We start from the raw sequence: 20,323 nt of genomic DNA on the forward strand, positions 1-20,323 counted from the left end.
TCCGCCGTTCGGTGGCCGTGCATCCGCTGGGACCGTCGCGCATCCCGCGTGCAGGTCCCATTCAAGTCCGTGACCGCAGTCTCAGAGGTGTTCATCACCGGGATCGTCCGGACGGGTGCCTGACACCTCGCCGGGCATCCGACACAGCGAGGAGGCAGCCATGACGAGCACGACCATCGAGACGACGGCCGGCGAGACGAGCCGAGAGGCAACGCCTGGGACCACCGACGGGACCGTCCCCGGGAGTGCCCCCGAGACGGCTGGAGCGGCGGTCGCCGAGGCTGGTCCGCCCGCGGGCCTGGACCTCGCGGAGGTCGAGCGGTTCACCTACAAGATCGCCCAGGACCAGGCGGTCGCCACCGTGGGCGCGCTGGGCTGGCTCGGCGACCGGCTCGGGCTGTGGGCGGCCCTCGCGGCCGCCGGCCCGGTCACCAGCACGGAGCTCGCGGCGGCGACCGGTCTCGCCGAGCGGTACCTGCGCGAGTGGCTCGCGTCCCAGTTCGCCGCGGGCAACCTGCGCCATGACCCGGCGAGCGGGCGGTTCCACCTGCCCGCGGAATGGGCCGCCGTGCTCGCGGACCCGAACTCGCCGGTGGCCTCGGCCGGCGGCTACGAGTCGCTCATGGGCTTCTACACGGCCGCGGACCGGCTGGTTGAGGCGTTCCGCACCGGCGGCGGCATCGGCTGGGGGACCCACGACCCGCGGCTCTACAGCGGTGTCGACCGGTTCTTCGGTCCGCTCTACCGCGCCAGCCTGGTGAGCGAGTGGCTGCCCGCGCTGGACGGGGTCGTCGAGCGGCTGCGTGCCGGCGCGAAGGTTCTCGACGTGGGCTGCGGCCACGGCACCTCCACGCTGCTCATGGCGGAGGCGTTCCCGATGTCCACCTTCCACGGCGTCGACCCGCACCCCGAGTCGATCCATGCCGCGCGGACGGCCGCCAACCGCGCCCAGGTGGCCGACTGGACGACGTTCTCGGTCGCCCCGGTAACCGGCGACATCGGCAACGGGTACGACCTCGTCTGCTTCTTCGACTCCTTCCACCACGTCCGGGACGCGGTGGCGGCCGCCGCGGCGTGCCGCCGGGCGATGGCGCCGGGCGGCACGCTGATGCTGGTCGAGCCGCGCGCGGGGGACAGCGTGCAGGAGAACACCGACGTCGTCGGGCTGACCTTCTACGCCGCCTCCACCCTGGTGTGCCTGCCGGACGCGCTGTCCCAGCACGACCACGGCCACGACCACGTCGGCGGCCACGGCCACGGCCACGACGGCGACGGCGGCGCCACGGACGCGCTCGGCGGCATGGCCGGGCCGGCGCGGCTGCGCGAGGTCCTCACGGCGGCGGGGTTCGGCTCCGTCCGGGTGGCCGCCGAGACCATGGTGAACATCGTCGTCGAGGCCCGGTCGTGACCTCCGGGCCGGTCGTGACCTCCGGGCCGGCCGCGACGGAGGCCGCCGCTCCGGTCGATCCCGAGGCGGCGGCGGTGGTCCTAGATCTCCTCACCGCGGGCCGCGCCGCGGTGGCACCCCCGGCGACCGCACGGGCGGGGGCGCCGTCCCCGGGAGCGTTGCTCGGCGTCTGGGCGCACCCGGACGACGAGACCTACCTCTCCGGGGCGCTGATGGCCACCGCCGCGCATCTCGGCGCCAGGGTCGTCTGCGTCACCGCCACCCGCGGCGAGCTGGGCGGGCCGGTCCCGCCCGGCTCGCCCCCGGGGCTGACCCTCGACCGGCTGCGGGTGGCCGAGCTGGCCGAGGCGCTGGACGTCCTCGGGGTGCGCGAGCAGGTTCTGCTCGGACTCCCCGACGGCGGCTGCGCCCAGGTCGCCCAGGCCGTCGCGGCGGGCCCGGCCGGCCCACCGGGCCCGGCCGGCCCGGTGGAGCGGATCGCGGGAATCATCCGTGAGCTCCGCCCGGCGGTCGTCGTGACGTTCGGGCCGGACGGGTTCACCGGCCATCCGGACCACCGCGCCGTCTCGGCCTGGACCACCACCGCGTTCGCGTGGGCGGCCCCGGACGGCGCCCGCCTGCTGTACGCGGCCGCGTCGACCGACCACCGTGAGCGGACGAGGGACGTCGACGAACTCCTCGGCATCGCGGTGGATGGCGCGGACCTCGACGGCGACGACGGCCCGGTCGTCCCGCCAGGCGCGCTCGCGGTACGGCTGAACCTGGCTGGACGGCTGCTGGAACGCAAGGTCGCCGCGCTGCGGGCGCACGCCTCGCAGACCGCGGGCGCGCTGGCGGCGCTGGGGCCGGACCGGTTCGCCGGTTGGGTCGCGGAGGAGGCCTTCGTCGATCATCGCGGCCGGGTGTCACCTTGACTGTCGCCTTGGCGACTCCCCGGCAGGGGGGGCTTGCGCACCACGGCCCGACGGCTACCATTCGCGTTCTTAACTTTACTTAAAGTAGCGACACGGTTGCCCTGATCCGTCGGTGACGGCGTCCGGTCGCACGCGACGGCGCCGCGTGAGCGGCGCGGGTGAAGGGGGCGCGGTGGCGCACGCACCGACGCGACGTGGCGGGGGCAGCCCGTTCCCGCCGATCGCCGAGTACGGGTTTCTCTCCGACTGCGAGACGAACTGCCTGGTGGCACCGAGTGGCAACGTCGAGTGGATGTGCGTGCCGCGCCCGGACGCGCCGAGCGTGTTCGGCGCCGTCCTGGACCGCTCGGCCGGTGGGTTCCGCTTCGGCCCGGACCGGACCTTCATCCCGGCCGGCCGGCGGTATCTGCCGGGCACCAACGTCCTGGAGACGACCTGGCAGACACCCACCGGCTGGCTGATCGTCACCGACTGCCTGGTCGTCGGCCGCTGGCACCGGACGCACCGGCGGTCCAAGACCCACCGGCGCACCCCGGGCGACTGGGACGCCGACCATGTGCTGCTGCGGCTGGCCCGCTGCGAGCACGGCGATGTGGACCTCAGCCTCGTCTGCGAGCCCAACTTCGACTACGGCCGCAGCCCGGCGTCCTGGCGCTACGAGGGTGCGGACTACTCGACCGGGATCATCACCCACGCCAGCCCCGGCGGGGACCCCGCGGACGTCTCGCTGCGGCTGCGCACCGACCTGCGGCTCGGGTTCGACGGCCGCCGCGCGCTGGCCAGGACGACCCTGCGGGAGGGTGACACTGCCTTCGTGGCCATGACCTGGCGGGCCGAGGACCCGCTGCTGCCCACCAGCTACCCAGCGGCCTGCGCCGCCGTCGAGAGCACCACCGAGTTCTGGCGGCAGTGGCTTTCGCGCGGGCGGTTCCCCGACCATCCGTGGCGCCGGCACCTGCAGCGCAGCGCACTGGCGCTCAAGGGCCTCACCTACGCCCCGACCGGGGCGCTGCTCGCCGCCGCGACCACCTCGCTGCCGGAGACGCCGCAGGGCGAGCGCAACTGGGACTACCGCTACAGCTGGATCCGGGACTCCACGTTCGCCCTGTGGGGCCTGTACACCCTCGGGCTCGACTACGAGGCCAACGACTTCTTCTCCTTCATCGCGGACGTCGCCGAGCACGCCGACGACATCCAGGTGATGTACCGGGTCGGTGGCGAGCCGAAGATCGACGAGGAGATTCTCGGGCATCTGTCCGGCTATGACGGCGCCGTCCCGGTGCGGGTCGGTAACGAGGCGGCGAAGCAGCGCCAGCATGACGTGTGGGGGGCCGTTCTCGACTCGGTCTACCTGCACACCCGGTCGCGGGACTATCTCTCGGAGCGGCTGTGGCCGGTGCTGGTCCGGCTGGTGGAGGCGGCGGCCGCGCACTGGCGGGAGACGGACCGCGGCATGTGGGAGGTCCGGGGCGAGCCGCGGCACTTCACCTCGTCGAAGATGTTCTGCTGGGTCGCGCTGGACCGGGGGCGCCGCCTCGCGCAGATGCGCGGTGACCTGCGAACCGCGGGCCGCTGGGACGACATCGCCGACGAGATCCACGCCGACGTGCTCGCGAACGGCGTCGACCACCGCGGTGTCTTCACCCAGTACTACGGCTCGACGTCGCTGGACGCCTCGGTGCTGCTGATGCCGCTGCTGGGTTTCCTGCCGTCGACGGACGACCGGGTGAAGGCGACCGTGCTCGCCATCGCCGACGAGTTGACGGTGGACGGCCTGGTGCTGCGCTACCGGACGGACGAGACCGACGACGGGGTCGAGGGTGAGGAGGGCGCTTTCCTCATCTGCTCGTTCTGGCTCGTCTCCGCGCTGGTGGAGATCGGTGAGCTCACCCGGGCCCGGCAGCTGTGCGAGCGGCTGCTGAGCCTGGCCAGCCCGCTGGACCTCTACGCCGAGGAGATCGATCCGGCCGACGGTCGGCACCTGGGCAACTTCCCGCAGGCCTTCACCCACCTGGCGCTGATCAACGCGGTCATGTACGTGATCCGGGCCGAGTCCGGGGAGTCCTTCACCCGCTCCTAGCCGCCGGGGCGCTGAGGCGCCGCCCGGCTCCGGCGCGCGGCACCGGGCACCGGGCACCGGGCACACAACCACCCGGATGGGGGTTCAGAACCCAGATATCCACATTGTGGACAACGGTTGTGGATGAATGACAGCTGTGCAAGTCCCACCCGTGTCGGGGTGCCTGAAACCGGCCGGTCAGCGCCACTGGGTGGACACGGCGAGGCCCACGACGACAAAACCGAAGCCGATCAGGATGTTCCAGCCGCCGAGGCTCTCCATTCCCAGCACGCCGCCGTTCGAGAAGTAGTACACGAGCAGGTAGGCGATGCCGATCAGGAAGAACGCCAGGATCATGCCGCCGAACCATGGCGGTGACGGCGGCCTGCGCTTCGGTGCGCGCGTGCTGGTCTGCGGGGCCGCCACCGTGGTCTTCTTCGGCTTCCGGCGTCGGGATTCGGGCACTGCGGGCTCCTCGTGACCAGGTTCTCACGGTGCGCCGACCAGGCCGCCGGGCCGGCACCGTCCAAATGTTCACCACCAGCGTAGACAGTGCACCGCCACGGACGTGGTGACGGGCGCTCCCGCCGCGCCCCGGCGCGCCGCGAGTGACCGCCCTGGCAGCGGAGCGTGGTCCGCGGCGTAGCCTGCGGCGGGGGACGATCGCGGCACCCGGGCCCTGCCCGGCGGTGGCCCGGCACGGAAGGCCGGAAGCACGACGGACGAGACGGACGAGACAGAGGGGCCGGCGTCCACGCCGGCGGCGCGGCGGCGGGCCACGGGCTGGCGGATCGCGCTGGTCGGCCTGGTCGTGGCCTGCGCCGCGCTGCTCACCGCGGCGGCCGTGCGGCCATCGGCGGGCGGGCGCGTCGGGGGCGCCGGGGTCGTCAGCGTCGCCGGGCTGGTAGCCCAGGACCGCCGCCGGGCGGACGCGGAAGTCGACCGGCTCCAGACCGAGCGCGAGGCGCTGGCGGCGAACCCGGCATCGTCGGCCGCCCCGGCCGCGCCGGCCGCGACGCCCACACTTCCCAAGCCGGAGGTGGGTGATCCGCTCGACCGTCGTGCCGCGCTCGCGGCCCAGGTGGGGCTCACCGCGATGCGCGGGCCGGCGGTCACGGTCGAGCTGGACGACGCGCCGCGGGAGAGCCGGGGCCGGTCGCTGCCCCCCGGCGTCCCCCCGCCCGGCCCGAACGACCTCGTCGTGCACCAGCAGGACGTCCAGGCGGTCGTGAACGCGCTGTGGGCCGGTGGTGCCGAGGCCATGGCCATCATGGATCACCGGGTGACCCCGCGGACGGCCGTGCGGTGCGTGGGGAACACGCTGCTGCTGGAAGGGCAGGTGTACTCACCCCCGTTCCGGATCAGCGCGATCGGTGACCCCGACGTGCTGCGGGCCGCGCTGGACACCGACCCCGGCGTCCTGCTCTACCGGGAGTACGTCGACGCCTACGGTCTGGGGTACCAGGTGACGTCCGGCACGGACGTCGTCCTGCCCGCGTACGCCGGGAGCCTGCTGGCGGGGTCCGGGGCGGTGGCCCGGCCCGCGTCCGGCACCCCGTCGGCGCCCGGCGGCCAGTGATCATCTGATCGAGTGGTCGTTTCGGTTGTCCCGTGGGGTCAGGCAGGATGGAGCCAGTACCCGAGGGCGCGCCGCGCCCGGTGTCCGGCTCCCCGCCCGGGCGGATGACCTCACCGGGTGCCGTGCTCCGGGGAGGCCCGATGCGGATCCTGGTCGTCGACAACTACGACTCGTTCGTGTTCAACCTGGTGCAGTACCTGGGCCAGCTCGACACCGAGTGTGTGGTGCGCCGCAACGACGAGGTCGACCCGGGCGACCTCGACGAGCTGGGGGCCGACGGCGTCCTGCTCTCGCCGGGGCCGGGCACCCCCGAGGCGGCCGGGGTCAGCATCGCGATGGTGCATGCCTGCGCGGCGCGCCGGCTGCCGCTGTTCGGCGTGTGCCTGGGCCACCAGGCACTCGGGGTCGCCCACGGGGCCACGGTCGACCGGGCGCCCGAGCTGCTGCACGGCAAGACCTCGGTGGTCCACCACGAGGGCGTCGGCGTGCTCGCGGACCTGCCCTCGCCGTTCACCGCCACCCGCTACCACTCGCTGGCGGTCGAGGAGAGCACGCTGCCGGCGGAGATCGAGGTGACCGCGCGCACCGACAGCGGCGTGGTCATGGCGATGCGGCACCGCGAGCTGCCGCTGGAGGGCGTCCAGTTCCACCCCGAGTCGGTGCTGACCCAGGGCGGGCACCTGATGCTCGCCCGCTGGCTGGAGACCTGCGGTGACGGGGGCGCGGCCATGCGCCTCGCCCCCGCCTTGGCGGCCGAGGTCGAGACCCTCCGCCTGGCCGCCTTCGCCTGATCCTCCCCGCCGGCCCCACCCGCCCTCGCGGCTGGCTGGGCGGGCGGGTGGCCAGCCCGTTACTCAGAGGAGCGCTATCGGTTCAGTGCTCCCCGCAGGGGCCCGGCGGCACCGGGCTGCTGGCCGTTCGTCGGCGTCCCGCCGCCGGTCGGCGGCGTGGTGGTCGCTGGCGGGGTCGTCGCCGGTGGGGTCGTCGGATCGATGATGACCGGTGGAGTATCGGTCGGCGGCGCCGTGGTGGCGGTCGCCGGCGGGGTGGTCGGCTGCTGGTTCTCCGCCGCGATGAAGATCTTCACCTGCGAGCCGCGGTTGACGGCGCCGCCGGACGGGCTCTGGTCGAAGACGGTGCCCGGCTGTTGAGAGTTGTTGACACCGGTCTCCTGGACGGGGGTGAGGCCGTACCGCTGCAGCTCGGAGATGGCCGCCGCCGCGGCCTTGCCCGTCACGTTGGGCACGTTGACCGTCGAACTGACCACCCAGATCGTGACCGTGCCGCCGGCGTCGACCGGGGACCCGGCCTCGGGGTCGGCCTTCTCGACCTTGCCCACGCCCTGGCTCGCCGCCTCGTAGTACGGCATCGCCGACACCTGTAGCCCGAGGCCGGTCAGCGCGTCCGTCGCCGCCTGCTGACTCATCCCGACGATGTTGTTCGGAACGACCTGCTGGCCCGGTGCGCTCGCCACCGTGATGGAGATCGTGCCGTCCGCCGCGATGGTCTGGCCCTCACCCGGGGAGATCTCCAGCACCGCGTCCGGGGCGACCTCCGTGCTCTCCCGGGTCTGCTTGTCGAAGTGCCCGGTGAAGCCCGAGCTCTGCAACCGGCCCACGACGGCGTCGTAGGGCTGGCCCTTCAGCCCGGACGGGATGGTGATCTCGGCCGCGGCGGTGTCGCCACCGTCGCCACCGCCGCCGAGCAGGGAGGAGGCGAGCAGCGCGACCACCACGAAGACGACGACCGCGCCGAGCCCGGCGAGGACGAACTTCAAGGTGGACGAGCCCGCGCGGTCCTCGTCGGCGCCGGAGCCGGCGCGGTGACCGGGGGGGCCGGCGTTGCCGTAGCGGTCGACCGGCCCGGTCTGGTCGAAACGGTCGTAGGACTGCCCACCGAGGCGGGTCTGCTCGCCGTAGCCCTCGTCGTACCCGTCCGGCTCGTCGTAGCCGTCGTCGTAGCGGCCCTGGTAGCCGGTGCGGCCCTCGTAGCGGTCGTCGTAGCCGCCGCGGGAGTTGCCGAGCAGCGCGGTGCCGGCCGTGCCCGCTCCCGCACCGCCGAGCATCGTCTCGTCGCCCGCGCCCATCATCATGGCGTGGACGCGGTGCCCGCTCAGCGCGCGCTCGAGGTCGTCGCGCATCTCGCCGGCGGTGGCGTACCGGTCGTCGGGGTCCTTCTCCATCGCCTTCAGGACGACCGCGTCGGCCTCGGGGGAGATCCGGGAGTCGTGGCTCGACGGCGGCGGCGGGATCTCCCGCACGTGCTGGTAGGCGACGGCGACCGGGTTGTCGCCGCGGAACGGCGGCTCGCCGGTGAGCAGCTCGTAGAGCAGCACGCCGGTGGAGTAGACGTCGCTGCGGGTGTCCACCCGGGCGCCGCGGGCCTGCTCGGGGGAGAGATACTGCGCCGTGCCGATCACGGCGGACGTCGCGGTCATGTTCGACGTCGTGGCGGTGGTGGCGCGGGCGATGCCGAAGTCCATCACCTTGGCCGAGCCGTCGGAGGCCAGCATCACGTTCGCGGGCTTGATGTCGCGGTGGATGATGCCCATCCGGTGGCTGTAGTCCAGCGCCGCGCAGACCTCCGCGGTGACCTGCATGGCGTGCCGCTCGTCGAGGGCGCCCTGCGCCTGCAGGACGTCCCGCAGGGTCTGGCCCTCGATGAACTCCATGACGATGTACGGGAGCTGGGTCCCGTTGATGACGTCCTCGCCGGTGTCGTACACCGAGACGATCGCGGGATGGTTCAGCGAGGCCGAGGACTGAGCCTCCCGGCGGAACCGGGCCAGGAAGGTCGGGTCGCGGGCGAGGTCGGCGCGCAGCGTCTTGACCGCGACCTCGCGGCCCAGCCGGATGTCGCGGCCCCGGTAGACCTCGGCCATGCCGCCGTAGCCGATGCAGCCACCGAGCTCGTAGCGCTCACCGACCAGTCTCGGCTGAGCTTCGTACCTGTCAGTTACATCCGTCACAGGTTGTCACCCGTCGTCGGCTCTGCAGCGCCGGCCACCACCGTGCCAGCCGCCTCGCCGGCCGAGCCGACGATCTCACCCTCCGCGGGTGTGAGATATAGCACATTCGACGTGGCGGCTGCCCCGTCCTTGGAGCCGCCCGCCTCGGCGACGGTGCGAGTGATCACTGCTACCACCAACACGGTGAGGATCAGCAGCGCGATGAGTACCGGCAGCGGGAGCCGCCGGCGCTGGGCCGCGGCAGCCGGCCGGCGATGTGCGACCCGGCCACCCGGCCCGTCGCCCGGCGGGCCCGACCAGGACGGCGACGGCTGGTACAGCGTGTTGGCCGGATCGCCGGCCCCGCCGTCCCGGTGCCCGCCGTCGTCCCGGCCGCCGTGCCACCCCGGGCCGTGCTCGCCGCCGGGTGGATAGTCGTTGCGGTAGTCGGGGGGATTGCGGTAGTCGGACGAGTAGTCGCTCGGCCCGTAGAGCCGTCCCGCGCCGCCGCCGCGCCCGGCGCCCGGCCCGGAGCCGCCCTGCCCCGGGGAGGGCTGCAGGGCGGTGGCCGGCATGCCGGGTGCCGCGGCGGTCGGGTCCACCGGCGGCGGCTGCTGGGTCCAGGACGCGCCGCCGGAGCGGTTCCACGACGGCGTGCGCGGGGCGGTCGGCGCCCGCGGGGGCACCGGCCCCAGGTGCGGCGGCGCGGGTGGCGCCGGATGGCGCGCGGTGGCGTCCGCGGCACCCGGGGTGCCGCTCCACCGCCCGGCGTCGGAGTTCCACAGGCTGCGCCGGATGCTGGCCGCCGAGCGGGCGAACGCGCCCGCCGAGCTCGGCCGGCGTGAGGCGTCCTTCGACATCGCCGACTCGACCAGGGCCCTGACCTGGTACGGGATGTCCGACGGAAGCGGCGGCGGCGTGTCCTGCTGGTGGGCCATGACGACGACGATGGGGTTGCGGTCGTCGAACGGCCGCCGCCCGGCCAGGCACTCGTAGGCGACCACGCCGAGCGAGTACACGTCGCTCGCGGGGGTCACCGGGCGCCCGGACGCCTGCTCCGGGGAGACGTAGTACGCCGTCCCCATCATGATCCCGGTCGCGGTCAGCGGGGCCGCGTCGACCGCGCGCGCGATGCCGAAGTCGGTCACCTTCACCGCTCCGTCCGTCCGGAGCAGCAGGTTGCCGGGCTTGACGTCGCGGTGGACGACGCCAAGGGCGTGCGCCGCCTGCAGCGCGTCGGCGGACTGGCCGAGAATGTCGAGCATCCGGTCGGGGCTCAGCCGCTTCTCCCGGTGCAGCAGCGCGGAGAGCGGCTCGCCCTCCACCAGCTCCATCACCAGGTAGGCGGTCGGGTAGTCGTCGGCGGTGGAGACCTCGCCGTAGTCGTACACGGAGGCCACACCGGGGTGGGACAGCCGCGCCGCGTGCCGGGCCTCGCCCCGGAAGCGCACCAGGAAGGACTCGTCACTGGCGTACTCGGGGCGCAGCAGCTTCACCGCGACGGGACGGCCGAGCGTCTGGTCGAGGCCACGCCAGACCTCGCCCATCCCACCGGTCGCGATGCGGCCGTCCAGGCGGTAGCGGTTGTCGAGCACGGTGTTGGGGGAGGCGGCGCCGGCGAACGGCTGCGACGGCGACGGGCTGTTGGCGGATGTGCTCATCGTTGCGTGTCCAATGCGGCCTGCATGACTTCCTTGGCAACGGGTGCTGCGACGGCGCCGCCGGTGGCGAACTCGCCGCCGCCATCCTCGACGATCACCGCCACCGCGACCTTCGGGGCACTGGCGGGAGCGAAGCCGACGAACCAGGTGTGCGGTGGCTCGCCGGTGCCGTGCTCGGCGGTGCCCGTCTTGCCGGCGACGTCCACTCCGTCGATCTGGGCCCTGCGGCCGCTGCCCGACGTCACGACACTTTCCATCATCGTCGTGAGCTTGGCGGCGACCTCGGGTGAGACGGGCTTGTTCAGTTCGGTCGGTTCGGTGTGGTCGAGCCGCTTGAGATCCGGCCCGCGCAGTTCGGAGACGAGATAGGGCTTCATCCGGACACCCCCGTTGCCGATCGCCGCCACCACCTCCGCCATCTGCAACGGGGTGACCCGAACGTCGAACTGGCCGATCGCCGACTGCGCGGTCTGCGCGCCGTCGAGGTCGGACGGGAAGACGCTGCGGGCCTGCTGGAGCGGGAAGTCCTCGATCGTCGAGTTGAAACCGAACGCCTCCGCCTGGGCACGGAGGACGTCGTCGCCCAGATCGATCCCGAGCTGGGCGAACGCTGTGTTGCAGGAGATGGTCAATGCGTGGGTCAGGGTATCGGTCCGGCCGTCCCCACAGCGTTCCCCCCCGAAGTTGGGTAGCACTGTGGTGCTCTGCGGGAGGGTGAGCTCATCCGGTGCGGCGACCCGGGTCTCCGGCTCGGTGCCGTGCGCGAGCGCCGCCGCGGCGGTGATCAGCTTGAAGGTCGAGCCGGGCGGATAGGTCTGCTGCGCGGCGCGGTTGAGTAGCGGCTGGTCGCTGTTGGTGGACAGCTGCTGGTAGGCGTCGGTCGCCGCCGACTCGTCATGGGTCGCGAGCGTGTTCGGGTCGAACGACGGGGTCGTCACCATCGCCAGGATCGCCCCGGTGGACGGGTCGAGCGCGACGACGGCGCCCCGGCGCCCGTCGAGCGCGTCCATGGCCGCCTGCTGGACGTGCGGGTCGATGGTCGTCACGACCGTGCCGCCGCGCCGCTCCTCCCCGGTGAACAGGTCGGTGACCCGGCTCGCCAGCAGCCGGTCGTCGTCGCCGGAGAGGAAGACGTCCTCGGAGCGCTCGAGGCCCGAGGCCGTGAACAGCGTGTAGTAGCCGGTCAGGTTGGCATAGAGCTGCCCGTTCGGGTACTGCCGCTGGAACTTGTACTCGTCGTCGACCGGGACGGACGTGGCCAGCACGGTCTCGCCGGCGATGATCCCGCCGCGCTGGCGCTCGAGGCGCTCGGTGATCTGGCGGGCGTTCGTCGGCTCGGTCTTGAGCCGGTCCACCTGGCCCACCTGGATCCAGTTGGCGTTCACCAGCAGCGCGGCGAACAGCACCATGCAGGCGAGGGCGACCTTGCGAACCGGGGTGTTCACGTGGTCTTCACCACCTGGGTGGGACTCTCCGCCACGGCGTTCGGGTCGAACAGCGGGGCGTCCGGGACGGGCTCCTCCAGGCGCCGCGCGGCGTCGCTGATCCGCAGCAGCAGCGCGATGATGGCGGCGTTCGCGACGATGGACGAACCGCCGTAGGAGACGAACGGAAGCGTCAGGCCGGTCAGCGGGATGAGCCGCATGACGCCTCCGACCTGCACGAACACCTGCAGCGCGACGGTCGCGGAGAGGCCGGTCGCCAGCAGCTTGCCGAACGGGTCCTTGGCGCCGAGCGCCGCCCGGATGCCGCGGGCCGCCACGAGCGCGTACAGCAGCAGGATCGCCATCACGCCGGTCAGCCCGAACTCCTCGCCCAGGCTGGCCATGACGAAGTCGGTGTTGGCGAAGGGGACCCGCTGCGGGCTGCCCTGGCCGATCCCCGTGCCGGTCAGGCCTCCGGCGGCGAATCCGTAGAGGCCCTGAACGAGCTGATACGACGTGTTCGACGGGTTGTTGCCGTCGAAGGCGTGCAGCCAGCCGTCGACGCGGACCTGGACGTGGCCGAACAGGCTGTGCGCCACCACCGCGCCGAGCATGAACAGGCACAGGCCGATCGCGACCCACGACGCGCGCTGGGTCGCCACGTACAGGATGACCAGGAACATCCCGAAGAACAGCAGGGACGAGCCGAGGTCCTTCTGCACCACCAGGACGCCCAGGCTGGCCAGCCACGCCACGAGCACCGGCCCGAGGTCACGTGCCCGCGGGACCTTCATGCCGAGGAAGGACCGCGACGCCAGGGAGAGGACGTCCCGCTTGTTCTCCAGGTAGGCGGCGAAGAAGATCATCAGGGCGATCTTCGAGACCTCGCTGGGCTGGAACGAGAACGGCCCGACCTGCAGCCACAGCCGGGCCCCGTTGATGGTGGCCCCGATGCCGGGCGCGATCGGCAGGACCAGGAAGACCAGGCCTGCCAGGCCCAGCGTGTAGGCGTAGCGGGACAGCGCCCGATGATCACGCACGACCGCCAGAACCATTACGAACACGACGATCGCCAGCAGGGTCCAGACGAGCTGGGTCTGCGCGGCGCCGGTCGGGATCGGGTTGCCGGCGCGCCGGGCGCTGTCGGCCTTCGCCAGGTCCAGCCGGTAGATCATGACCAGGCCGATCCCGTTGAGCGCTGCCACCACCGGGAGCAGCACCGGGTCGGCCGCCGGCGCGAACCGGCGGACGGCCAGGTGCCCCAGCGCCCACAGCGAGAAGAAGCCGAGACCGTAGGTGAAGACCTGGAAGCCGATCGTCCCGTCGTGGGCCAGCATCAGCGCCGCCAGCGCGCCCGTCGCCAGGACGCCGGCGTAGCCGAGCAGGAACAGCTCCCGACGGCGGTACGGCGGCAGCTCGAGCCCGCTCGGCAACGGGAACCCGGCGAACGTCGCCGTCAGGTCCGCCGACCGCGGCCGGCGTAGCGGGGGGAGGGTCATCGCGCGTCCGAGCTCACGGGGACGGCGTCACGCCCACCCCGGGGCAGCCCGGCGGCGGCGCGGCGCCGTTGACCGCGCCCAGGCACGTGGGGTCGACGCTCGGGATCGGATCCGACCTGGACGTCTTCGCGTCCGGCTCCCGGGTGGGGGGCGTGGTCGACTCGGTGTCGTCGGACGACGCGGCCGAGGCCGCCGTGGGCAGGTCGGCCGCGATGCGCTGGGCGTCGGCGAGGTCGTCGGCCTCGATGCCGTCGCGCACGGTCTCCTGGAAGGGCCCGTTGACCTCGGACAGGAGCTGGTGGCGGGAACGCACCGTCGAGAGCGAGATGCCCGCGATGCTCCCCTTCAGTCCCTGGAAGACCGCCACGTGGTCGTCGTCGACGCCCACGTAGTACTGGCCGCGCACGTACGTCCAGCCGGCTGCCGCGCCGGCGACCACCAGGACGAGCACGACCGTCGACATGAACAGGCGGCGCCGGCCGCCGTGGGCCGTGCCTCGTTCGGGGTCGTCGTCGGGATCGTCGTGGCGGTCGCCGGAGCCCCGGCGGTGGAAGCCCGGCCGACCGATGCGGGCCGCCTTCGCCGCCGCCGACTCGGAGTCGGTGTTGCGCGGGTTGGGTCCGGTGCGGGCCGCCGCCGCCCCGGGGACCACGCGCTTCTCCGCGGCCGCGCCCGCCACGAGCGGGGCGTCGTCGTCGAGGTCGTCGTCGATGACGTCCGCGACCACCACCGTGATGTTGTCCGGGCCGCCGCCCTTGAGGGCGAGCTCGACCAGGCGGTCCACCACATCCTGCGGCGCCGGAAGCAGCAGCGCCTCCAGGATCGTCTCCTCGCTGACCACCCCGGACAGGCCGTCGGTGCACAGGAGGTAGCGGTCCCCGTCGACGGCCTGGCGCATCGAGACGTCCGGCTCGACCTCGCGGCCGTCGAGCGCCCGCATCAGCAGCGACCGCTGCGGATGGGTGTTCGCCTGCTCCGGGGTGATCCGACCCTGGTCGACCAGGTCCTGGACGAGGGTGTGGTCATGGGTGATCTGCGTCAGCACGCCGTCGCGCAACAGGTACGCGCGGGAGTCGCCCACGTGCAGCAGACCGAGATGCTCCCCGGAGGACAGCATCGCGGTCACCGTGGTGCCCATCCCGTCCAGGGAGCTGTTCTCCATCGCCATGTCGCGCAGGCGACGGTTGGCGTCCCGGACGGCGTCGGACAGCTCCTCGAGCAGGTCTGTCGCGTCGAGGTGCTCGTCGAGTTCGGCCAGCCGGGAGATGACGGTCGAGCTCGCGACCTCCCCGGCGGCATGGCCGCCCATGCCGTCGGCCACGGCGAGCAGGCGGGCTCCCGCGTAGGCGGAGTCCTCGTTCCCTTCTCGGACGTGCCCGACATCCGAGCGGACGGCGAAGTGAAGCCTGAGGCTCACCGGTGAAGCTCCAGGACCGTCTTCCCGATCCTGACCGGCGCGCCGAGAGGTACCGGCATGGGACTCGTCACCTTCGTGCGGTTGAGGAATGTGCCATTGGTCGAGCCGAGGTCCTCGACGAACCACTGTCCGTCGTGAGGAACGAGTCTCGCATGCCGTCCTGACGCGAAGTCATCCTCGAGGACCAGAGTCGAGTCCGGTGCCCGTCCGATGGTGATTGCCTCGGGACCTAGTGGGATTGTTGTGCCGGCAAGATACCCTTTTGTGACCACGAGCCGGCTCGGAGCCGGGTTGGTGGGTGGCGCGGGGGCTGGGCGTGGGCTCTGGCGTGGCGTTCTGACACGTTCGGGACGCCCCCCGGGGGTGGGGGACGGTGCCCTCGCGACTACTGGCTGGCGTCGCTGCTGGCGCTTGGTCGGCCCGAACATGTCCAGGCGGACAGCTCGGACGGCGACCAGGACGAACCCCCAGAGCAGTGCCAGGAAGCCGATCTTCACCAGCAGGAGGACGAGCTCGCTCGGCGCGGTCGGATCCATCGGCTACCAGCCCCTGCGGCGGCGGTCGTCGCCGGGATGGTTCGCCGCCCGGCTGGGCAGGCGGGTCTCGGCGTCGTCGAAGCCGTCGAGAGGCTCCAGCGCCTCGAGGCCGTCGTCGGCGCGAGCGGGCGGGCGCTGGCGTGGATCGGTGGACGAGCGGTACATCTCGTCGGCGGGACCGCCCGCGCCGCGCGCGCCAGCACGCGGTGGCTCCCCGCGGTGACCGCGGCCCGGATCGGGCCTGCCGGCCCGCCCGTACTCGGGCCCCCGGCCCGGCCCGGGGGCCCGCCGGCCGCCGTCACCCCGCTCCCCGCCCTGGCGCGCGTTCGGCGGCGGCGTCGGCCCGGGGCGGCCCCGGGCGGGAGCCCCGTCGTCGCGGAAGCGGGGCGAGGGCCCCTCGCGGTAGCCGTCCGGCCGGGGCCCGGCCGGCGGCCGGGCGGGCGGGTCGTCCCGGAAACGCGCGGACGGCCCCTCGCGGTAACCGTCGGGCGGCGCGCCCGGATCGTCGCGGAAGCGGGGCGACGGCCCCTCGCGGTACGCGTCCGGCCGGGGCCCGGCCGGCGGCCGGGCGGGCGGCTCGTCCCGGAAACGCGGAGACGGCCCCTCGCGGTAGTCGCCATCGCGCGGATCCCGGCCGGGGCGGTCGCGGTAACCGGGCTCGCGGCCGCCCGGACCACCCGGCTCCGGGCGGGCATAGCGGTCGTCCGGAGCCGGAGTACCCCGGCGGGTCGACGGAGTCGGCTGGCGCGGGTCGAACGGCGGCGGCGTGCGGTGATCCGCCGGAGGCGGGGTCGGGCGGCCTGGCGGCGGTGACGAGCGCGCCGGGACCGGCGTACGCGGCCCACGTGGGCCGGTTGCGCCGCGGGCCTCCTCACGCCGGAACTCCACGACCGCGGTCCCCAGCTCGATCCGGTCGCCGTTGACAAGCTTCACCTGCGTCGCCGCGCGCCCGTTGACCAGGCTGCCGTTCGTGGAGCCGGCATCCACGTACAGGAACTGCCCGTCAGGCAGGCGGCGGATCTCGCCGTGCCGCCTCGAGACACCCGTGTCGTTCAGCCGGATGTCGCACTCGACGCTGCGCCCGATCACCGTGGTCTCCGCGTCCAGCGGGTACTCCCGCTCGCCGCTGCCCGACCCGCCCGGCGCGCGTGTCGTGATCAGTAGATGCGGGGTACCCGGCACCGCCGGCCGCGGCCGGCGGCCACCGACCACCGCGGGATCCGCGGAGGCCACACTGCTGCGGATCCGGAAGACGCCGATGTCGAGATCGGCGGCCTCCGCCAGTCGGACAGTCACCGGGCCGACGAAGGTGTAGCGCTGCTCCGCGGCATGCTCACGGACCATCTCCGCCAGCTCGTCACAGAGCGCCCGGGTGTAGGGGGCCAGCCGGGTGAAGTCGCCACCAGCCAGCTCGACGGCGAACTCGTTCGGGACGAGGACACGGTTCGAGCTGTTCGCACGCCGGTCGTCGGTCTCGCGAGCCAGGGCGCTGGCGATCTCGACGGGTTCGACCCCGCCTTTGAAGACCTTCGCGAACGCACCCTCGACGAGGCCGCCAAGGCGCCGTTCGAAGCGCTGCAGCACGCCCATGCCCGACCTCCCTTCTCCCGGTCTGTGAGATCGTATGCCCCCAGGCCGGTCCAACCCTCGGCTCGGCAGCTTGACATGCCCCCGCGGCCGGCCGGGGGGCGGCGCAAGCTACCGTCTCCGGCGTGATAGCGTGTCCCACGGCAAGGAGATAGTCCCACTCGGGCGAGTGGCGGAATGGCAGACGCGCACGGTTCAGGTCCGTGTGTCCTAACGGACGTGGGGGTTCAACTCCCCCCTCGCCCACGAGCCGGCCCGTCGTGCTTGCCAGCCCCTTCGGGTTGGCTGCGCGGCGGGCCGCGACGCTTTCCGGGGGGGTGACCCCCGAAACCCCCCCAGAGGGCTGGGGTGTGGTGGTCCCGAACGCTTCGGCTTCTTGTGCGTGGGGCCCAAAGGCTGGTTTTTCGGTTGGGGGCTGGCCGGGGGGCTCGGTCTCGCTTCGCTCGATCTCGGGGGCGTGGGTCTTGCTCCGGAGCGTGTTGTTTCAGCCTCTCCCCGCTGGTCTGGAAACATGCTTGGCATCCCGGCCTGCCAGCTCGAGCCGGGGCTCGGGACAGAGGCCGACGCGGCCAGCCGGCCGGCCACGGGTGGCGGGCGTGAAGCCGGGCACCGCTGATCCCGTTGCCGCCTCTGCGGCGTGCGGAATGGCTGGGGCTGCGAGCAGCGACTCAAGTTGACGGCCCGGCTCAGTGGCGCGCTTCACCCCGGAGAGGTGGCTGACGCCCCGATGCCCGGTTTTAGGCGAAGCAAACCCCCGAGATCGCGCTAAGCGGGATTCGGTCCCTTAACCAGCGCAAGCCAGGGTCAAAACCGTGGTCAGGGCGGGCGGCCATGGGGGGGACCGATGGTGGTCCGGAATGTCTCCCACATCGGGATGAGTACCGGTCGGCGCACCGGGTACTCCGACCCCGATCACGAAGGTCGGAGGTCACCTCGTCAGCGTCCTCCGCCGGACAGGCCCTCGGAGGGAGCAACGCAATGGGAATCGGTGCCGGAGTATTTCTGATGGCGCTCGGCGCGATCCTCACGTTCGCGGTCGACGTGACGATCTCCGGGCTCGACATCGCGGTCGTCGGGATCATCCTCATGCTGGCCGGGGCTGTCGGGCTCGTCCTGGAGCTCGCGGTGTTCGCGCCCCGGCGGCGGCGCGCCCTCGTGACGCGGTCGAATGTGGACGTCTACCCCGAGGCCGGGGCGTACGAGGAGCCCCCGGCCCAGGCCCTGCGGGTGCACCGCCGCACCACCCGGCAGGTGGACGTCCCGGCCGACTATGACGTGGACGGGCGCGCAGGGTACCCGCCGGTGCGTTGACCGGAGTCGTTCGCCGTCCGGCCGGTGGCCCGCGCAGTGGCGGGTCGCCGGCCGGACGGGTGTTCGGTGTTCAGCCGGAGGCCGCGGCCATTCCGAGCGGTGGCTGCTGCGGGCAGGATTGCAGCACCTGCCGCATGGCGTCCGCCTCGGCCTGTTCGACCCAGAGGCCGTAGCGGGATTTCAATCCGACCTGGCGCGCGATGTAGGCGCAGCGGATTCCGGGGCTCGGCGGGAGCCATTCGGAGGCGTCCTGGTCGCTTTTCTGCTGGTTGGTCGGGCCGTCGACGGCCAGCAGGTTCTCCGGGTCGTTCGCGAAGCCGAGGCGTTCCTTCGCGGTCCATTCCAGTGCGCCGGTGCGCCAGGCGTCGGCCAGCGGGATCACGTGGTCGATCTGCACGGCCGACGAGTTGCGCCCGCGGTCGAACCGGATGATTCGGGTGGTGTACGGGTCGCGCAGCTCGCCGGTCAGGACGATGCAGTCGTCGTTGCTGCGGGTGGTGATGCTGCGCAGGTCGCGGTGCAGGATGTCGTTGCGGGTGTCGCAGCCGTTGTGGTCGACATCGCTCCAGGCCGTCCCGAACTCATTGCGTTTGTAGGGCGGGGAGTTGTCCTCCGCGCGGATCGGCAGCGTGCCGAGCACCTGGAGGGCCGAGCCTGCGCCGGGCGGGGCGCCCGCGCCGCTCACCCCGCCGCCGGGTGCGGGCGCGGCGGTCGGGTCTCCCGCCGTGGCGTCGAGGACCTCGTCGCACCCGCCGACCAGCAGGATGATCGCGACCGCGCACAGGGCGCCGGCGGCGCGGACCAGTCGCCCGCGTCCCGCGCCGAGGCCCGCCCCGCCGAGGCCGGCTCCGCCACGGCCCGTTCCGCGGCGGCGCCTGGCGCCAGTGGCGCTCGTGGGCCCCGCGCCGGCCGTGCTCTCGCCCACTGTCGTCCCCGATCTGCTCGGCGTGGCCGGCCCGCTTCGCACGTCCGGTTCCGTCCGTCTACGGCCGTTTGCGTCCGTGACGGCCACCGTAGCCTGCGCCGATGCGGATCAGTGTCCGGTCCCGTCAGCTGGGCTCCGGGAAAGGGCCGGATGGGCGGGCCGATGCCCATACAGTGTTCTGGCATGTACGGCGGGCCAACCGGTGGCGGGACGACTGACCATGATCTGGGCCGGCCGCGTGCCGAGCCGGTGTTCTCGCGCCGGGCCGGTGCGGAGACCGCGCCCGCCCGGCACCTGAGCTCGATCCCGGTGCCGCCCGGGCCGGCGCGGGCGAGGCCGGTCTCCCGGCCGCCCGGCTCTCCGCGGCCGCTGCGCCGCGACGCCGAGCGCAACCGCGAGCGGGTGCTCGTCGCCGCCCGTGAGCTGTTCGTCGAGCAGGGCCTGGACGTCGGCGTCGACGAGATCGCGAAGCGGGCCGGGGTCGGGATGGGCACGCTGTACCGGCGGTTCCCGAACAAGGACGCGCTCATCGAGGCGATCCTCGGCACGGTAGTCGATCATCTGCGCTCGATCGCCGAGGACGTGTTGGCCACCGAGCCACCGACGGTGGCGCTGCGGTCGTTCTTCGTCCGGTCGATCACGACCGAGGTCTGCCAGTGGGCCTTCCTGTCGAGCCGGCTTTGGAGCGGGCGGACCAACGAGCTGCTGTTCGCCGATGTGGTCCCGCTGATCGGCGAGATGTTCACCCAGGCGCAGCAGGCCGGGGCGGTGCGGCCGGACGTCGTGCTCTCCGACCTGATCGTGCTGGTCCGGTCGATGCGGGTCGTGCTGGACCTGACCGACGGTTTCGCACCCGAGGTCTGGCGGCGCCATCTCGATCTCCTGCTTGACGGCCTGCGGCCCTGTTCCGGCAACGCCGTCCTCGACGTCGGGCCGATGCCGTTCGACGCGCTCGCGATCTCGGCGGCGGCCAGGCCGCTCGTCTGACGCCTCCGGGGTTGTCACCGCTGGCCCGGGTCGCTGCCCGTTGGCCCGGGTCGAGGCTGTTGGCCCGGG

The 20,323-nt window shown here is 73.0% G+C and carries 16 protein-coding genes and 1 tRNA gene; 8 read left to right on the forward strand and 9 right to left on the reverse strand.

Translation table 11 applies throughout. The annotated features are described in order from the left end of the window. Nucleotides 1-160 precede the first annotated feature (160 nt). The 3 genes from MXD62_RS38405 (at nt 161) to MXD62_RS38415 (ending at nt 4,402) form a co-directional block, all read left to right on the forward strand. Nucleotides 161-1,408, forward strand: coding sequence for a class I SAM-dependent methyltransferase (locus tag MXD62_RS38405; protein WP_248834208.1), 1,248 nt, complete (start codon nt 161-163; stop codon nt 1,406-1,408). Continuing rightward, entirely contained in the window at nt 1,405-2,322 is a 918-nt protein-coding gene (locus tag MXD62_RS38410; protein ID WP_248834209.1) for a PIG-L deacetylase family protein, read from the forward strand. Before MXD62_RS38405 ends, MXD62_RS38410 begins: the two co-directional genes overlap by 4 nt. A 172-nt stretch (nt 2,323-2,494) precedes the next feature. Beyond that, complete coding sequence (locus MXD62_RS38415; RefSeq protein ID WP_248834210.1) at nt 2,495-4,402, forward strand: glycoside hydrolase family 15 protein; 1,908 nt, start codon at nt 2,495-2,497, stop codon at nt 4,400-4,402. 177 nt (nt 4,403-4,579) lie between these two features. On the opposite strand, the gene MXD62_RS38420 is transcribed toward MXD62_RS38415, so the two are convergent. Further along, a complete protein-coding gene (locus tag MXD62_RS38420; protein ID WP_012157575.1) occupies nt 4,580-4,846 on the reverse strand; it encodes a cell division protein CrgA in 267 nt (88 codons plus the stop codon). Between the two features lie 340 nt (nt 4,847-5,186). Between MXD62_RS38420 and MXD62_RS38425 the strand changes: the two genes are divergently transcribed. Continuing rightward, nucleotides 5,187-5,960 (forward strand): DUF881 domain-containing protein, encoded by a 774-nt coding sequence (locus MXD62_RS38425; protein WP_248834250.1) that lies wholly within the window; start codon nt 5,187-5,189, stop codon nt 5,958-5,960. A 140-nt stretch (nt 5,961-6,100) separates the two neighbouring features. Next, nucleotides 6,101-6,751, forward strand: a complete 651-nt coding sequence (locus tag MXD62_RS38430; RefSeq protein WP_248834251.1) for an aminodeoxychorismate/anthranilate synthase component II — start codon at nt 6,101-6,103, stop codon at nt 6,749-6,751. 74 nt (nt 6,752-6,825) lie between these two features. Here MXD62_RS38430 and pknB read toward each other — a convergent pair whose 3' ends face one another. The 7 genes from pknB to MXD62_RS38465 are packed head-to-tail and all read right to left on the reverse strand — an operon-like array spanning nt 6,826 to nt 17,034. Further along, nucleotides 6,826-8,928 carry a Stk1 family PASTA domain-containing Ser/Thr kinase gene (pknB, locus tag MXD62_RS38435; protein WP_248834212.1) on the reverse strand — a complete coding sequence of 701 codons (2,103 nt, stop codon included), beginning with the start codon at nt 8,926-8,928 and terminating at the stop codon, nt 6,826-6,828. After that, nucleotides 8,925-10,568 (reverse strand): serine/threonine-protein kinase, encoded by a 1,644-nt coding sequence (locus MXD62_RS38440; protein ID WP_248834213.1) that lies wholly within the window; start codon nt 10,566-10,568, stop codon nt 8,925-8,927. Before MXD62_RS38440 ends, pknB begins: the two co-directional genes overlap by 4 nt. Beyond that, on the reverse strand, nt 10,565-12,013 hold the full coding sequence (locus MXD62_RS38445) for a penicillin-binding protein 2 (RefSeq protein ID WP_112108763.1): 1,449 nt from the start codon (nt 12,011-12,013) through the stop codon (nt 10,565-10,567). Before MXD62_RS38445 ends, MXD62_RS38440 begins: the two co-directional genes overlap by 4 nt. Further along, entirely contained in the window at nt 12,010-13,491 is a 1,482-nt protein-coding gene (locus MXD62_RS38450) for an FtsW/RodA/SpoVE family cell cycle protein (RefSeq protein ID WP_248834214.1), read from the reverse strand. The genes MXD62_RS38445 and MXD62_RS38450 overlap by 4 nt, the downstream gene beginning before the upstream one ends. Nucleotides 13,492-13,504: 13 nt before the next feature. Beyond that, nucleotides 13,505-14,908 carry a PP2C family serine/threonine-protein phosphatase gene (locus MXD62_RS38455; protein WP_248834215.1) on the reverse strand — a complete coding sequence of 468 codons (1,404 nt, stop codon included), beginning with the start codon at nt 14,906-14,908 and terminating at the stop codon, nt 13,505-13,507. After that, nucleotides 14,905-15,444 carry an FHA domain-containing protein gene (locus MXD62_RS38460; RefSeq protein WP_248834216.1) on the reverse strand — a complete coding sequence of 180 codons (540 nt, stop codon included), beginning with the start codon at nt 15,442-15,444 and terminating at the stop codon, nt 14,905-14,907. The genes MXD62_RS38455 and MXD62_RS38460 overlap by 4 nt, the downstream gene beginning before the upstream one ends. 3 nt (nt 15,445-15,447) lie before the next feature. Next, complete coding sequence (locus MXD62_RS38465) at nt 15,448-17,034, reverse strand: DUF3662 and FHA domain-containing protein (protein WP_248834217.1); 1,587 nt, start codon at nt 17,032-17,034, stop codon at nt 15,448-15,450. A 160-nt stretch (nt 17,035-17,194) separates the two neighbouring features. Between MXD62_RS38465 and MXD62_RS38470 the strand changes: the two genes are divergently transcribed. Both MXD62_RS38470 and MXD62_RS38475 read left to right on the forward strand, forming a co-directional pair. Continuing rightward, nucleotides 17,195-17,277 (forward strand) — tRNA-Leu (locus MXD62_RS38470). Between the two features lie 732 nt (nt 17,278-18,009). Next, nucleotides 18,010-18,342, forward strand: a complete 333-nt coding sequence (locus tag MXD62_RS38475; protein ID WP_248834218.1) for a DUF6458 family protein — start codon at nt 18,010-18,012, stop codon at nt 18,340-18,342. Nucleotides 18,343-18,412: 70 nt separating this feature from the next. Here MXD62_RS38475 and MXD62_RS38480 read toward each other — a convergent pair whose 3' ends face one another. Continuing rightward, nucleotides 18,413-19,147: an HNH endonuclease family protein gene (locus MXD62_RS38480; protein WP_248834252.1), complete on the reverse strand. Its 735-nt coding sequence runs from the start codon at nt 19,145-19,147 to the stop codon at nt 18,413-18,415. Nucleotides 19,148-19,450: 303 nt separating this feature from the next. Here MXD62_RS38480 and MXD62_RS38485 point away from each other — a divergent pair, with 303 nt between their 5' ends. Beyond that, nucleotides 19,451-20,254, forward strand: a complete 804-nt coding sequence (locus tag MXD62_RS38485) for a TetR/AcrR family transcriptional regulator (RefSeq protein ID WP_248834219.1) — start codon at nt 19,451-19,453, stop codon at nt 20,252-20,254. Nucleotides 20,255-20,323 lie beyond the last annotated feature (69 nt).

Origin of the sequence: Frankia sp. Mgl5, assembly GCF_023242985.1 — a bacterium.
GTDB classification, from domain to species: Bacteria; Actinomycetota; Actinomycetes; order Frankiales; family Frankiaceae; genus Parafrankia; species Parafrankia soli.

Bases quoted from the DNA above. Each gene is read 5' to 3' on its own strand.
- MXD62_RS38430 (WP_248834251.1), top strand. From the start codon at position 6,101: ATGCGGATCCTGGTCGTCGACAACTACGACTCGTTCGTGTTCAACCTG.
- MXD62_RS38475 (WP_248834218.1), top strand. From the start codon at position 18,010: ATGGGAATCGGTGCCGGAGTATTTCTGATGGCGCTCGGCGCGATCCTC.
- MXD62_RS38460 (WP_248834216.1), bottom strand. From the start codon at position 15,444: ATGGATCCGACCGCGCCGAGCGAGCTCGTCCTCCTGCTGGTGAAGATC.
- MXD62_RS38465 (WP_248834217.1), bottom strand. From the start codon at position 17,034: ATGGGCGTGCTGCAGCGCTTCGAACGGCGCCTTGGCGGCCTCGTCGAG.
- MXD62_RS38440 (WP_248834213.1), bottom strand. From the start codon at position 10,568: ATGAGCACATCCGCCAACAGCCCGTCGCCGTCGCAGCCGTTCGCCGGC.
- MXD62_RS38485 (WP_248834219.1), top strand. From the start codon at position 19,451: ATGTACGGCGGGCCAACCGGTGGCGGGACGACTGACCATGATCTGGGC.
- MXD62_RS38405 (WP_248834208.1), top strand. From the start codon at position 161: ATGACGAGCACGACCATCGAGACGACGGCCGGCGAGACGAGCCGAGAG.
- MXD62_RS38450 (WP_248834214.1), bottom strand. From the start codon at position 13,491: ATGACCCTCCCCCCGCTACGCCGGCCGCGGTCGGCGGACCTGACGGCG.